The 14,797-nt window shown below is 36.3% G+C and carries 11 protein-coding genes; 7 read left to right on the top strand and 4 right to left on the bottom strand.

All coding sequences use genetic code 11. The annotated features are described in order from the left end of the window. The first annotated feature begins 150 nt into the window (after positions 1-150). The 5 genes from topA (at position 151) to AC07N0_RS16680 (ending at position 6,335) form a co-directional block, all read left to right on the top strand. Positions 151-2,646, top strand: a complete 2,496-nt coding sequence (gene topA, locus AC07N0_RS16700; protein WP_494590068.1) for a type I DNA topoisomerase — start codon at positions 151-153, stop codon at positions 2,644-2,646. 267 nt (positions 2,647-2,913) lie between these two features. Further along, entirely contained in the window at positions 2,914-3,612 is a 699-nt protein-coding gene (locus tag AC07N0_RS16695; RefSeq protein ID WP_494590067.1) for an SIR2 family NAD-dependent protein deacylase, read from the top strand. 85 nt (positions 3,613-3,697) lie between these two features. Then, the gene (locus AC07N0_RS16690; RefSeq protein ID WP_492799289.1) at positions 3,698-4,579 is read left to right on the top strand and encodes a bifunctional 5,10-methylenetetrahydrofolate dehydrogenase/5,10-methenyltetrahydrofolate cyclohydrolase; all 882 of its coding nucleotides are present in this window, start codon (positions 3,698-3,700) and stop codon (positions 4,577-4,579) included. A gap of 168 nt (positions 4,580-4,747) precedes the next feature. Continuing rightward, positions 4,748-5,689, top strand: a complete 942-nt coding sequence (locus AC07N0_RS16685; RefSeq protein WP_492799290.1) for a ribose-phosphate pyrophosphokinase — start codon at positions 4,748-4,750, stop codon at positions 5,687-5,689. A gap of 79 nt (positions 5,690-5,768) precedes the next feature. Beyond that, complete coding sequence (locus AC07N0_RS16680) at positions 5,769-6,335, top strand: 50S ribosomal protein L25/general stress protein Ctc (protein ID WP_492799291.1); 567 nt, start codon at positions 5,769-5,771, stop codon at positions 6,333-6,335. 85 nt (positions 6,336-6,420) lie between these two features. Here the strand turns inward: AC07N0_RS16680 and AC07N0_RS16675 are convergent, their stop codons facing one another. The 4 genes from AC07N0_RS16675 to AC07N0_RS16660 form a co-directional block, all read right to left on the bottom strand. Beyond that, entirely contained in the window at positions 6,421-7,281 is an 861-nt protein-coding gene (locus AC07N0_RS16675; protein ID WP_494590066.1) for a nucleoside phosphorylase, read from the bottom strand. An 86-nt stretch (positions 7,282-7,367) separates the two neighbouring features. Further along, positions 7,368-8,348 (bottom strand): oxygen-dependent tRNA uridine(34) hydroxylase TrhO, encoded by a 981-nt coding sequence (gene trhO / locus AC07N0_RS16670; protein ID WP_494590169.1) that lies wholly within the window; start codon positions 8,346-8,348, stop codon positions 7,368-7,370. 467 nt (positions 8,349-8,815) lie between these two features. Further along, positions 8,816-10,141, bottom strand: coding sequence for a tRNA (N(6)-L-threonylcarbamoyladenosine(37)-C(2))-methylthiotransferase MtaB (mtaB, locus tag AC07N0_RS16665; RefSeq protein WP_494590065.1), 1,326 nt, complete (start codon positions 10,139-10,141; stop codon positions 8,816-8,818). Positions 10,142-10,291: 150 nt separating this feature from the next. Next, positions 10,292-11,317: a glutamine synthetase beta-grasp domain-containing protein gene (locus AC07N0_RS16660; RefSeq protein ID WP_492799294.1), complete on the bottom strand. Its 1,026-nt coding sequence runs from the start codon at positions 11,315-11,317 to the stop codon at positions 10,292-10,294. A gap of 545 nt (positions 11,318-11,862) precedes the next feature. Here AC07N0_RS16660 and AC07N0_RS16655 point away from each other — a divergent pair. Further along, complete coding sequence (locus AC07N0_RS16655) at positions 11,863-14,067, top strand: glutamine synthetase III family protein (protein WP_323247474.1); 2,205 nt, start codon at positions 11,863-11,865, stop codon at positions 14,065-14,067. Between the two features lie 88 nt (positions 14,068-14,155). Continuing rightward, positions 14,156-14,719 carry a hypothetical protein gene (locus AC07N0_RS16650; protein ID WP_309916729.1) on the top strand — a complete coding sequence of 188 codons (564 nt, stop codon included), beginning with the start codon at positions 14,156-14,158 and terminating at the stop codon, positions 14,717-14,719. Positions 14,720-14,797: the final 78 nt, after the last annotated feature.

Here is a 14,797-nt window from a genome sequence, read left to right as displayed (position 1 = left end):
AAGTTTATATATTTGGCAAAATATAAAATTTAGTGGTGTTTTATCAGGCATTTTATACCTCAAAAGGCATTAAATTAAAGGATTTAGCCCCTAAAGAATAAATATTTTGTAAATAATTTCGATTGTTTACTCCACCAATCAAAATAATTAATGTCGAAAAACTTAGTAATAGTAGAGTCTCCAGCAAAGGCAAAGACCATTGAGGGATATTTAGGAAAAGATTTTACGGTAAAATCCTCGTTCGGTCATGTTAGAGATTTACCGAAAGAAAACGACGCCATCGATATTAAAAATGGTTTCAAGCCTACCTACATAATCTCTCCTGAGAAAATAAAAGTTGTTAACGAACTTAAATCTGCCGCTAAAGCTGCTGATATAGTATGGCTAGCAACTGATGATGACCGCGAGGGAGAATCCATTTCATGGCATTTAAAAGAAGCATTAGGGCTAGCAGATAACACTAATAGAATTGTTTTCAGAGAAATTACGAAAAAGGCTATTCAAAATGCCATTCAGAATCCGAGAACAATTGATGTAGATTTAGTAAATGCTCAGCAAGCACGCCGTGTACTCGACCGTCTGATAGGCTTCGAACTTTCGCCCGTGCTGTGGTCTAAAGTAAAAAAAGGACTTTCCGCAGGTAGAGTGCAATCTGTAGCGGTTAGAATTATTGTAGAGCGTGAAAGAGATATTGAAACTTTTGATTCAAAATCTTCTTATAAAATTATCGCACAGTTTCCATTAACAGGCGGAAGAGTTTTACAAGCAGAACTACCCAAAAATTTTGAAACTGAAGAACAAGCAAGGGCATTTTTAACAAAATGCATAGGAGCAGAGTTCAAGATTAAGAACTTAGAAACAAAACCTGCTAAAAAATCTCCAACGGCACCCTTTACCACTTCTACTTTACAACAGGAGGCTTCTCGTAAATTAGGATATTCTGTAGCATCAACGATGATGTATGCACAGAAGCTGTATGAAGCAGGTAAAATTTCCTATATGAGAACAGACTCAACTAGTCTGTCTGAAGAAGCAATTGGCAAAGCTAAAGAAGCCATTACAAATGCCTATGGTGTAGATTATGTACAAACCAGACAGTATAAAACCAAGGATGAATCTGCTCAGGAAGCTCACGAAGCCATTCGTCCGACAGATTTTGCTGAAGCTACGATTACTGGTGATGCCAAAGAAAGACGCTTATACGAACTTATTTGGAAGCGTGCAATTGCCTCACAAATGTCAGATGCCCAATTAGAAAGAACAACTGCTACCGTTGGAATTTCTACCACATCTGAGGAATTAATAGCACAAGGAGAAGTTATTAAATTTGATGGATTCTTGAAGGTATATTTAGAAGGGAAAGATGATGAGGACGATGAAGAAAACTCAAAAATGTTACCTCCTTTAAATATCGGGCAAATCCTGAATTTAGATACGCTGAAGGCTACTGAGCGTTTTTCACGCCCACCAGCACGTTATACGGAAGCTAGTTTGGTAAAAGCCTTAGAAGATAAAGGTGTGGGGCGTCCTTCTACCTATGCTCCGACGATTTCAACGATTATTAAACGTGAATACGTTGTAAAAGAAGATAGAGAAGGCAAGGAGCGAAACTTTAAAGAGATTATTCTGAAAAATGATAAAATTTCTGAAAAAGTAAGCAAAGAAACTTTTGGAACAGAAAAAGCTAAGCTATTCCCTACCTCGGTAGGTATGGTAGTAAATGACTTTCTAGTCGAAAATTTCAAAGAAGTAGTAGATTTCAAATTTACTGCCGATATGGAAGATGAGTTTGATGAGATTGCCAAAGGAAAAGTAGAGTGGTCGAAAATGATTGATAACTTTTACCAAGGCTTTCACCAAACCATTGAAGATAGTAAAGGTGTTGATAGGAATACAGTAGGGTCAACACGTGATTTAGGTATTGACCCAAAAACTGGAAAACCCGTTTCAGTAAGATTAGGTAAGTTTGGACCTTATGTACAATTGGGCGAAGCTAAAACCAAAGATGACGAAAAGCCTGTTTATTTCAACCTTAAGAAAGACCAATTAGTAACCACTATTACTTTAGAGGAGGCTTTAGCTTTGATGGAATTGCCAAAACTACCAAGAGAGGTAGGTTTCTTTGAAGATAAACCTATGGTAATTGGAGCAGGCAAAATGGGGCCTTATATTCGTCATGATGATAAATATACGAGTCTTCCGCCTACCGAAGACCCATTTACGGTAACAGAAGAAAGAGCCATCGAATTGATTCTGGAAAAGCGTCAAGCAGATGTTGGAAGTGCTATCGGAAGTTTTGAAGGAGAACCTATCACTACAGGCAAAGGTAGATTTGGTCCTTATGTAAAACATAATGGCAAATTCTATTCATTAGGAAGAGGGGAGAGCATCGACACAATTACTGGCGAAAGAGCGATTGAAATTATCATCAAAAAACGTGATAGCGAAGCCAATAAATACTTAAAAGAATTCCCTGAAAATGATTCAATCAAAGTAGTAAATGGTATGTATGGTCCCTATATTCAGATTGGGAAACGAAATATCAAAATTCCAAAAGATACAAAGCCCGAAGATTTAACTTTGGAAGACTGTATCAAACTAGGCGAAGAAGCACCTGCGCCTACGACTAGAGGGAAGAAGAAGTGATGAATTATGAGTTTTGAGCAATGAGTTGTCATTGCGTAAATAGAAGAGTTTAAAACCATGGTCTGTGGCACACAGAACACAATACTTGACTATTTTGGTTTTAAATATAATTCCTTATCCCTAGGGAGGGACTTAAGTCCCTCCCTAGGGATAAGTTGAAAAAACTTTATTATTAGTTTGAATTTTAAAGAAAAGGTTGTCGATTTTTGATTGGCGACCTTTTTTGATTTAAAAAATTTAGAATCAAAATAAATCATTTATATAGAAATGAACCCTACAAAAAAGAAATTAGTAGTCCTTACTGGTGCTGGTGTTTCAGCAGAAAGTGGTATTCCTACTTTTAGAGCATCGGATGGACTGTGGGAAAACCACGCCATTGAAGATGTAGCCACGCCACAAGGCTTTAAAAAAGACCCTGAACTAGTATTACGTTTTTATAATGAACGAAGGACTAAGTTAGACCATGTTGAGCCCAACGAAGGACATAAAATTTTAGCACGACTAGAAAAATATTACGACGTCCAAATCATTACGCAGAATGTTGATAACCTGCATGAACGAGCAGGTTCTACCAATGTACTCCACCTTCATGGCGAGTTAACCAAGGCTCGCTCGACAGTTGATGAACATTTGGTATATGAAATCGGTACAAAGCCCATCAATTTGGGTGATAAATGCGAAAAAGGCTCGCAACTTCGCCCGCATATCGTGTGGTTTCATGAAGATGTTCCTCTCATACACGAAGCCATGGAAATAGCAGAAAGTGCTGATATTTTCGTCGTAGTAGGAACGTCCTTACAGGTATATCCAGCAGCAGGACTAGTTAATTATGTGCTAAGTTTTGTGCCTATTTACGTCATTGACCCTAAAAAGCCAGAATCTGCCACTAGAAAGAATATGTCTTTTATCGAGCATATCGGCAGTGTGGGCTTGGCTAAGTTGTGGGATATTTTAGTAAATGACTAGGATATAGCCAGAGATAACCCAATTTGTTTTGCTTAACAAAAAACTAGCCGTAATTTTGCAACTTCAAATTACAAAAAAACAAACCATGCAAATTATAGACGGGAAAGCAGTTGCTGACGAAATCAAGAAGGAAATCGCATTGGAAGTAGCTGAAATCAAAGCATCTGGTGGTAAAACACCTCATTTAGTAGCCATTTTGGTGGGAAATAATGGAGCTTCTGAAACGTATGTTGCCAACAAAGTAAAATCTTGTGAAGAGTTAGGATTTAATTCAACTTTACTTCGTTTTGACCCAAGTATTACTGAAGCTGAACTGTTAGCGGAGGTTCAAAAAGTAAATGATAATGAAGATATGGATGGATTGATTGTTCAACTACCCCTTCCAAACCATATCAATCCCGATAAAGTAATGGAGACAATTGCACCAAGTAAAGATGTGGATGGTTTTCATCCAATCAATATTGGTAGAATGGCGAAAGGTCTTCCTGCGTATATTTCTGCTACTCCTCAAGGGGTATTAGATTTATTAGAATATTATAACATAGAGACTTCTGGCAAACATTGTGTAGTAGTAGGTCGTAGCCAGATTGTAGGCTTGCCGATGTCTATTTTGATGCAACGTAATCATAAAATTGGTAACTGCACGGTTACGCTTACGCACTCTAAAACGAAAGATTTACCAGCAGTTTGTGCAAGTGCAGATATTTTGATTGCCGCGTTGGGACGTCCAGAGTTTATCACGGCTGAATACGTAAAAGATGGTGCTGTTGTTATTGATGTAGGCTTGACAAGGGTAGAAGATGCTACTAAGAAATCGGGCTTTGCTTTGAAGGGCGATGTTAAGTTTGACGAGGTAGCACCGAAATGTTCTTTCATTACGCCTGTGCCTAAAGGAGTAGGCCCGATGACGATAGTTTCGTTGATGAAAAACACTTTACTTTCAGCTAAAAAGGTGATATACCAATAAATAGTTGTACTATGTAATGCCGTTTTTTGTAAAAAAAACAATTACATGAAAAAACGTTGTTTTGATGCTATTTTACTAAATGATTTTTGTACTTTTGCGGTAAATTTCAGAAAAGGTATTTCCAAGATAATTTTGAATTAAGAGAGATTTACAAAACTCTCCAAAAAAATGGCTGCTATCAATCAAGTTAAGATTTTTACTGGATCATCTTCCGAATATTTAGCAAAAGAAATTGCTCGCTTTTACGGAAAAGATTTAGGATTGTCTTCTGTTCAACGTTTCTCAGATGGTGAGATGTCACCAAGTTTTAATGAGTCTATTAGAGGATGTGATGTTTTCATCATTCAGTCGACTTTCCCACCAGCCGATAATATGCTGGAGCTTTTGTTAATGATTGATGGCGCTCGTCGTGCTTCTGCTCACTATGTTACGGTTGTTATGCCTTATTTTGGCTATTCTCGTCAGGATAGAAAAGACAAACCAAGGGTAGGTATTGGAGCAAAACTGATAGCTAATTTATTAACTGCTGCTGGAGCTGATAGATTAATGACTTTAGATTTACACGCTGGACAAATTCAAGGTTTCTTTGATTTCCCTGTAGATCACTTAGAAGGAACAGCGATTTTCGTTCCTTATTTAAAATCACTAGGATTAGATAATATACTTTTTGCTTCTCCTGACGTTGGTGGTGTGGTTCGTACGCGTAATGTTGCTAAGTTCTTTAATGCTGAAATGGTGATTTGCGATAAGCAACGTAAGCGTGCTAACGAAGTAGCAACTATGCAATTAATTGGTGATGTAACAGGTGCAGACGTAGTATTAGTCGATGACTTAATTGATACAGGGGGAACGATGTGTAAAGCCGCTCAATTAATCATGGATAAAGGGGCTAAGTCGGTAAGAGCTATCGTAACACACCCAGTGCTTTCTGGAAAAGCCTATGATAATATCAATAACTCCGTGCTTACTGAATTGGTTGTTACTGATACTATCCCATTAAAAGAAGCTAGTGATAAAATTAAAGTATTATCAGTAGCAGAATTATTCGCCAAAGCTATTGGCAGAATTCGTGACCATGAGTCTATCAGTTCATTATTTATAAAAAATTAATTTAAACGGTTGATTGAAGATAGTGCTTGAGGAATTATTTCCTTGAAATCGACAGGCTTTCAACACAAATCACTCAAAAATGAGAAAGATTGAAATCGTAGGGTATAACAGAGAAACCCTTGGAACAAAGTCATCTAAAGATCTTCGTAACGAATCTTTAGCTCCATGTGTATTGTATGGTGGTGAAAAACAAATTCACTTTGCTGTACCAATGATTCTTTTCCGTGAATTATTATATACTCCTGAAGTATCAGAAGTAATTTTAAATATCGAAGGTGAAATTCACCACGCTATCGTTCAAGATTCACAATTCCACCCAGTGTCAGAAGTTCTTCTTCATGTCGATTTCTTAGAAATCGTAGAAGGTAAAGAAATCAAAATTGACGTACCTGTGAAAGTTATTGGTGATGCACCAGGCGTTCGTAAGGGGGGTAAAATGGTTCAAAAATTACGTAAAGTATCTTTGAAAGGTTTATCTGATAACATTCCTGACTTTATCGAAGCTGATATTACAGGTTTAGACTTAGGACAAACATTGAAAGTTGCTAAATTGAAAGCTGAAAACGTTGCGATTTTAAATAATCCTTCTGCTCCAGTGGCTACAATTGACATCCCACGTGCTTTAAGAGGAAAAATTAACTCATAATAGTTAATTTCCAATTACACTGATAGATTTTATAAAGGCTGTTTCTTCAATATTTTGATAGAAACAGCCTTTTCTATTATTACTATTATTTGGCTAGCTTTTCTAAGGCTTGCTGAATTAAATTATCAACTGTTTTTTCTGCATTTGGGGCAAATTCGTTCGTCATTCTACTGGCTACAATAGCACTCATTGACAATACCTCATGACCTAATACCTTACCCATCAAATAATAACCCGCTGTTTCCATTTCAAGGTTTGTCAATACAAGATTATCTTGCTTGAAGGAATTGAACTTTGCTAAAAGATTTTCAATCTTAGGATGATACCTCAATACTCTGCCTTGAGGAGCGTAAAAGCCCGGGCAGGTAACAGTGTTACCCTCAACCCAATTATTGGGGCTATTATCCATCAACAAAGTGTATAAAGACTGGCTTCCTGTATTGGCATAAGGCAGAAAATCTAACTCAAAATATTGTTTTATTGATTCCGCAATGGCACTGTCTGGTGAATGATAGAAGAATCCTAGCGAATCAAAACCAATGCCTAATTTAGATACTACGATGCTTTCAAGAGGAATCTCTTTTTGTAAACTTCCAGAAGTGCCTAAGCGTATAATATTCAAAGACTTATGCTTGGCGTATGGCGTTCTGGTAACTAAGTCTATATTGACCAGAGCATCGAGTTCGTTCATTAAAATTTCTATGTTATCAGTCCCGATGCCACTTGAAATTACACTCAGTCTTTTTTTTCCTACATAGCCAGTATGCGTAACGAATTCTCTTTTATTGATTTTAAATTCTATGCTATCAAAATATTTAGATACCTTTTCTACTCTTTCAGGGTCACCTACAGTAATGATGGTATCAGCGATATCGTCTGGACGAAGATTTAAATGATAAATGCTTCCATCAGCATTTGTAATCAAATCAGTTGGTGAAATAGTCATTGTTAAATGAAGTTAAATGAAAAAAACTAGAGGTATTGTAAGTAGCTACAATACCTCTAGTTGAATATAGTCGTCAAATATATTAATTACGCGTTTTGTTCCAAAGGACTTTTGGTTAATTTTCTACTTTTGAAGCCAAACTCTGGAGTATAGTTATCCGATTGCTTCGAATAATATCCTTTAACATTATAAGGACGTTTGCGTGGATGATTTTTACATTCATCAGAACAAGCTCCATCCATTTCTAATAAGCAGGTAGCACAAATTGGCAAATGCTCATTACATTCTGGATTGGCACAGTTCACCATATCTTCTGTATCAGTTTTACAGATATGGCATTTTGAGATAATAACAGGGTTTATTGTATTTACTTCAGTTTTTACTCTGTTATCAAACACATAACATTTCCCTTCAAAATCTTCACCTCCTTCTTCTAAACCATATTTGATGATACCGCCATGTAGCTGATATACATTTTCAAACCCTTGATCAAGCAAATAAGCAGAAGCCTTTTCACATTTGATACCACCAGTACAATAGGTAATGATTTTTTTATCTTTAAGATGTTCTATTTCTTGAACGTGCTCAGGGAGTTCTCTAAGCGTCTCCATGTCGAAAGTAACTGCTCCTTTGAATTTACCAATACTGTGTTCGTAATTAGAACGCATATCTACCAACACAACGTCAGGGTCATTCTTCAACATTGCTTTAAAATCGGCTGGTTCTAAATGCTTTCCTGTTCTTACTCGTGGGTTAACTGGTAAGTCAGAGTTAACGATTTCTTCTTTGACACGTACATGAAGTTTTGCAAAAGCGTGTACCTCGTGTTCTTCAACTTTAAAGTCGAAATCAGAGCATGCAAAAATTGGGTCGTTTTCTAACCAATTCATGTATCGTTCACAGTCTTCGGCTAGGCCTGAAACGGTTCCATTTAAGCCCTCTGGGGCTACAATGATGCGTCCTAACAAACGATTTTCAAGGCAAAATAAGTGATGTTTTTCTCGGTAAGTATCCACATCGGGGATAGGCGTGTAATTATAATAAAGAATTACTCTGTATGGCTTCATCTTCAACATGAGATTACAGGGTGAATGTATTTCTTATCAAAAAGAGCTTATTCGTAACCCATAAAATATTTGATAAGAGATACTAAAACGAATAAGCACTGCAAAGATACGAAAAAGGGGAGTTTAGCCGTATAAATTTGTCATTTACAAAAATGCTTTTTGTCATATTTTATAAAATTACTCATGGCATGACTTTGTTAGTTTTATGACAATTGCCAATTGATTGGAAGTCATGCCATGAGTGAGAAAACAAATGCAATCGCTCGCATCATGCGAGTGATGAAAATTATAATGCTTCCAACCAAACTGTAGTTTATAAACTATATCCGTAGCGACAATCCCTTGCGGTTGCCGTTCTGTATTCCCCGAGCCCATAAACGGTAACCGCAAAGGTTACTGCTACTTTATAAGAAATTAAAAAAGCGGTCGAAAAACTAATTTCGACTGCTTTTTTAATTTCTTTCTTTCTAATGCATTTCATAGACCTCTGCTTCTTCTACTTCCACCACCATGTTATCATTGATAGTAGTGAGCTTTATCTTTTTTGTTTCATTAATCAACAGCGGGTCATATTTAGCCGTTACTCTGATGTAGTTTTCAGTGAAACCCTGCATTTGCCCATTTTCAACATCTTCTTCAAAAAGCACCGTGAAGTCATTTTGCAAATGTTGCTCATAAAAATACCTTCTTTTTTTATCAGATAGAATATGAAGCATTTTTGACCTTTCAGACCTTTTGCTCATAGGTACTACTGGCTTGATGGCCAAAGCAGTCGTATTTTCACGTTCAGAATAGGTAAAAACGTGCAAATAGCTGATAGGTAACCCATTCAAGAAATTATAAGTTTCTAAAAACGCCTCATCAGTTTCACCTGGATATCCTACAATCACATCAACACCAATACAGCAATGAGGCATCAACTCCTTTATCTTGTTCACTCTATCTACATAAAGCTCTCTTTTATAGCGTCTTTTCATCAAGGCTAATACTTTATTTGAGCCTGATTGTAAAGGAATATGGAAATGTGGAACAAAGCGTTTTGAGTTTGCTACAAATGTAATAATTTCATCTGTAAGCAAATTTGGTTCTATCGACGAAATTCTAAAACGGTCAATGCCTTCTACTTCGTCTAATGCTTTGACTAAATCCAGAAAAGTATTTACTCTTTTGCCATTTTGTAAACCGAAGTCACCGATATTTACGCCTGTCAATACAATTTCTTTTACACCACTTTCAGCAATTTCACGAGCTGCCTTTACTACATTTTGAATGGTATCAGAACGGCTAGCTCCTCGGGCAAGGGGAATAGTACAGTAAGCACATGGATAATCACAACCATCTTGTACCTTCAAGAAAGTACGTGTTCTGTCGTTTAATGAATAAGAAGTATGATATTCTACGGCCTCTTCAATATTTTGATTATAGATTTTGGCTTTATTACCACTCGGTTCTTTTACAAAACCATCTAATAAATCAATCAATTGAAATTTTTCGGCTGCTCCTAATACCGCATCTACTCCGTCGATGTCAGCAATTTCTTTTGGCTTTAATTGGGCGTAACATCCAATGATGGTCACATAACCATCAGGATTAATCTTATTTGCTTCTTTTACAATTTTCTTACACTTCTTGTCCGCATTTTCAGTAACTGAACAAGTATTGATGATAAATATGTCTGGCTTTTGATTAAATTCTACCTTTTGATAGCCCTTTTGCTCAAACATTCTTGAGATGGTTGAAGTCTCGGAATAGTTGAGTTTACAGCCTAATGTATAAAATGCTACTTTTTTCATACTGCAAAGATAGTTATCAAGATTGAAATTTATAACTAAAAAATCAAAACTAGCTTTACATTGTATTCATTATTAGTTGATTATCTGGGATATAAACAAAAAAGCTCGACTATTAGCCGAGCTTTTTTGTTTATATATGTTGTATCAAAACTATAGAACAGCAGTTTTTACAGTTTTAATGATACGAGCAGCTACTTTGTATGGATCAGCAGCAGAGTTTGGACGACGGTCTTCTAACCATCCTTTCCATCCTTTTTGAACTGCAGCGATTGGAATACGGATTGATGCGCCACGGTCAGAAACTCCATAAGAGAACTGATCGATAGATTGAGTTTCGTGTTTACCAGTTAAGCGTAAGTGGTTATCAGCACCATATACTTCAATGTGTTCTTTCACGTAAGGAGCAAATGCTTGACAGATAACATCATAAGTTTCTTTCTTACCAGCTGTTCTAAGAGCAGTGTTAGAGAAATTAGCGTGCATACCTGAACCATTCCAGTCAGTATCACCAAGTGGCTTACAGTGGTAGTTAACCCAAACACCGTATTTCTCACAAGTTCTTTCTAACAAATAACGAGCAACCCAGATTTCATCACCAGCTTGTTTTGCACCTTTAGAGAAACATTGGAATTCCCATTGACCAGCAGCAACTTCAGCATTGATACCTTCAACGTTCAAACCAGCTTGAAGACAATATTCTAAGTGTTCTTCAACGATGTTACGTCCGTAAGCATTTTTAGCACCTACTGAACAATAATAAGGTCCTTGTGGACGAGGATAACCGTTTGCAGGGAAACCTAAAGGAAGGTTTGTAGCTAAGTCATACAAGAAATACTCTTGTTCAAAACCAAACCAGAAATCATTGTCATCATCTTCAATTGTAGCACGACCGTTAGACTCATGTGGATTACCTTCTGAATCTAAAACTTCGCACATAACTAAATACGAAGGAGTACCTAATAGAGAACGTTCAGGGTCAGCACAGATAAAAACAGGCTTTAATTGACAGTCAGAAGAACCACCAGGTGCTTGTTCTGTAGATGAACCATCAAATGACCACATGCCACAATCCTCTAATTTACCACTAAAATCACTTTCAATTTTAGTTTTACTACGAAGGCTCTGAGTTGGTTTGTAACCGTCCAACCAAATGTACTCAAGTTTAGCTTTTGCCATGATTTTGTTATTGGATTTTTTAATATTTGGTTAATTTCCTTATTTCTTGGTACAAATTTATACTTCTAAAATTGAATTTCACAAGAAAAAAATGATTTTTATGAAATTTTTAAACCTGCACCTGTTTTTTTGCTTGATTTGAACTATTCTAATGTCTTAAACAATAGTAAACTTTTGTTTAAAGAAATTATATTTTGTTATTATCAAATTTACAATACTTTATTTCGTAAATCAAAATTTTCACAGAATTAAATGTAAAGTTCTTAAAATAGTCAAATTTTTTCTTTGGTTATTTTAATATTGATAAAATTGTGATATTTGAAGGTTTTTAATTTTTGTATTAAAAGCCCAATTTTGGCTATTTTTTTAAATTTTATCTCCGAATAATTAATAAAAAATAAATTTCAATTACATTTATAAGTGAGTTTAAAATTTGGTGGTATTAATGAGGATATGATTGAAGTAAAAGAGAGTTTTTCTGATTTTTAATTAATATCCAAATAGATTATCCAATAACATTCAAAAAATAATCTGAATTAATTTATATGGCAATTGCAAGATTTAAAGCACTTGAGTTAGCTCAATCTCGCCCGACGGTAGCAGTGAAAATACCGACAGAGAAAGTAACAGACTATTATGGAAGCAATACTTTTAATGATGAAGTGATGCGTTCTTTGTTGAGTCCGGAAGCTTATCTGAAAATTACAAACGCGATTGAAGATGGTAAGAAAATTGATAGAGAAGCTGCCGACGAGGTAGCCGCTGCAATGAAATCTTGGGCTTTATCGAAAGGCGTAACACATTATACTCACTGGTTTCAACCGCTGACAGGTACTACTGCTGAAAAGCACGATGCTTTTTTTGATATTACAGGCAAGGGTAAAGCAGTTGAAAAATTCAAGGGGTCGGCATTGGTTCAACAAGAGCCTGATGCATCTTCTTTCCCTAATGGTGGAATTCGCTCTACTTTTGAGGCCCGTGGTTATACCGCTTGGGATCCTTCTTCTCCTGCGTTCATCATGGAAAACGTAGCAGGTACTGCTACTTTATGTATTCCATCTGTATTTGTTTCTTATACGGGCGAAGCACTAGACTATAAAACACCTTTGTTGAAATCAGGTGAATTGATTGATAAGGCAGCTACTAAAGTAATGAATGAATACTTCAATCGTGAGGTTTCAAAAGTAACAGCTTCGGTAGGTGTTGAACAAGAATACTTCTTGGTGGATGAAGCATTGTATAATGCTCGTCCAGATTTAATGATGTCTGGTAGAACTGTTTTCGGACACTCGCCAGCGAAAGGGCAACAGTTGGAAGACCATTACTTTGGCTCTATTCCTTCAAGAGTAAATGCCTTCATGGTAGATTTTGAACTTGAAGCTTTGAAACTAGGTATGCCAGTGCGTACACGTCACAACGAAGTAGCACCTGCACAGTTTGAAGTTGCTCCGACTTTTGAAGAAGCAAACTTAGCCTGCGACCACAACGCCCTTTTGATGGACTTAATGAATAAAGTAGCCGCAAAACATAAAATGCGTGTACTTTTCCATGAAAAACCATTTGCAGGCATCAACGGTTCTGGTAAACACAATAACTGGTCGTTGGCAACTGATACGGGCGTAAACCTTTTAGGCCCATCTACGAAACCAAAAGAAAATCTTCGTTTCCTTACTTTCTTTGTAAATACGATTAAGGCTGTTCACGACTATGCAGATTTGTTGCGTGCCTCTATCGCAACAGCGGGTAACGAACATCGTTTAGGAGCAAACGAAGCACCTCCGGCTATTGTTTCTATTTTTATCGGTACAGAAATGACCCGTGTATTGAATGATTTAGAGAATCTTTCAGAAATGCACGATATTAAATTAGAAAAAGGCGATAACGTTTATCTAAGACTAGGCATTAATAAAATCCCTGCGCTTCTATTAGATAATACTGATAGAAACAGAACTTCTCCTTTTGCTTTTACAGGTAATAAATTTGAATTCAGAGCCGTTGGTTCATCTGCCAATTCGGCTGCCCCAATGACGATTCTAAACACGATTGTTGCCAACCAATTATTCCAATTCAGAGAAGAAGTAGACGTATACCTCGAAAAAGGTATCAAGAAAGAATTAGCGATTGTTGAAGTATTGAAAAAATATGTAAAACAATCAAGAAAGATTCTTTTTGAAGGAAACGGATATTCAGAAGAGTGGACTCAAGAGGCTGAAAAAAGAGGATTGTCTAATCTAAAGACAACGCCCGAAGCATTATTGAAATACTTAGATAAGTCTGCAGCAGACTTGTTTTCTAAGCATGGTATCTTCAATGAAATTGAAATGCATGCTCGCTACGAAATAGAAGTTGAAAATTATATCAAGAAAATCCAGATTGAATCGAGAGTAGTAGGCGATTTAGCCATTAACCACATCGTTTCAACTTCTTTGAAATACCAAACGCAATTGGTTGATAATGTTCGTGGACAAAAAGAAATCGGTATCGACCCACAATATTATGCTCCGACGATTGAAATCATCAAGAAAATATCTATCTATACTTCTAAAATCAACAACTTGGTTGATGAGATGACTGAGGCTAGAAAAGAAGCCAATAATGTAGAAGATACCGCTGAAAGAGCTAGACTTTATAGTACTAAAGTGAAGAATTATTTTGAAGAAATTCGTTACTGCGTAGATAAATTAGAGCTTATCGTTGACGACGACGAATGGCCTTTACCAAAATACAGAGAATTGTTACTTATCAGATAAGTGAATATAAAGCCTGAAAATGCCCACAACACTTTTGTGTTAGTGGGCATTTTTGCTATCTTTGACACATAAATTAATCTATTGTAATATGTCATTAAAATCAAATCCGGGACTTGACCCAAAAGAAATTGAACAGTTAAAAAAGGAATGCAAGGAAGCAGGAAAAAAGTTTGTTTACTTTGAAGACGAACTGAATGACGAACCTGATAACGTTGAAGAATTTGTTCACGTTCAGTTTGTTGGTGAATACAATGGACAAGAAGCAATTTTTGATGCCGTTATTTATTCTTTGCGTTTGCACTATAATAGTATCGTTTACGAAACAGCCGAACGCCAAGCAATGAAATCATTTCCTTTGTATGTGCCTGTTGAAAATCGTGATGAGACGTATACTGCCAATGAAGCAATGGATGAGGAAGTAGAGTTGTTCATCACCGAATTGATTGAAGAAATAGAAGAAAATGAAGAAATAAAGCTTTCTGAACACTTAGAGATTGATGAAGATTTTGAATTCGGAATCGGTCTTGAAGTATGTTTGAATGTAGAAGAAGTAAATGATAGAGTGGTAACTAAATTTGTTGATGATTATTTATCAGGCAACTTCAAATTAGACCCAACTTTATATTCTTTTAAAACAGAAGCAGAAGACTAAGTAAGTGTTGTGAGCGGTCCGACGCCGCAGTGATGGGTAATTTGTTGAATTTTAAAGTATTAATCACTCATTCATTAA

This window comes from Arcicella sp. GW821-FHT09D11, from assembly GCF_059416265.1.
Note: the sequence above shows the minus strand (reverse complement) of the source record. Positions and strands in the feature narration are given on the sequence as shown.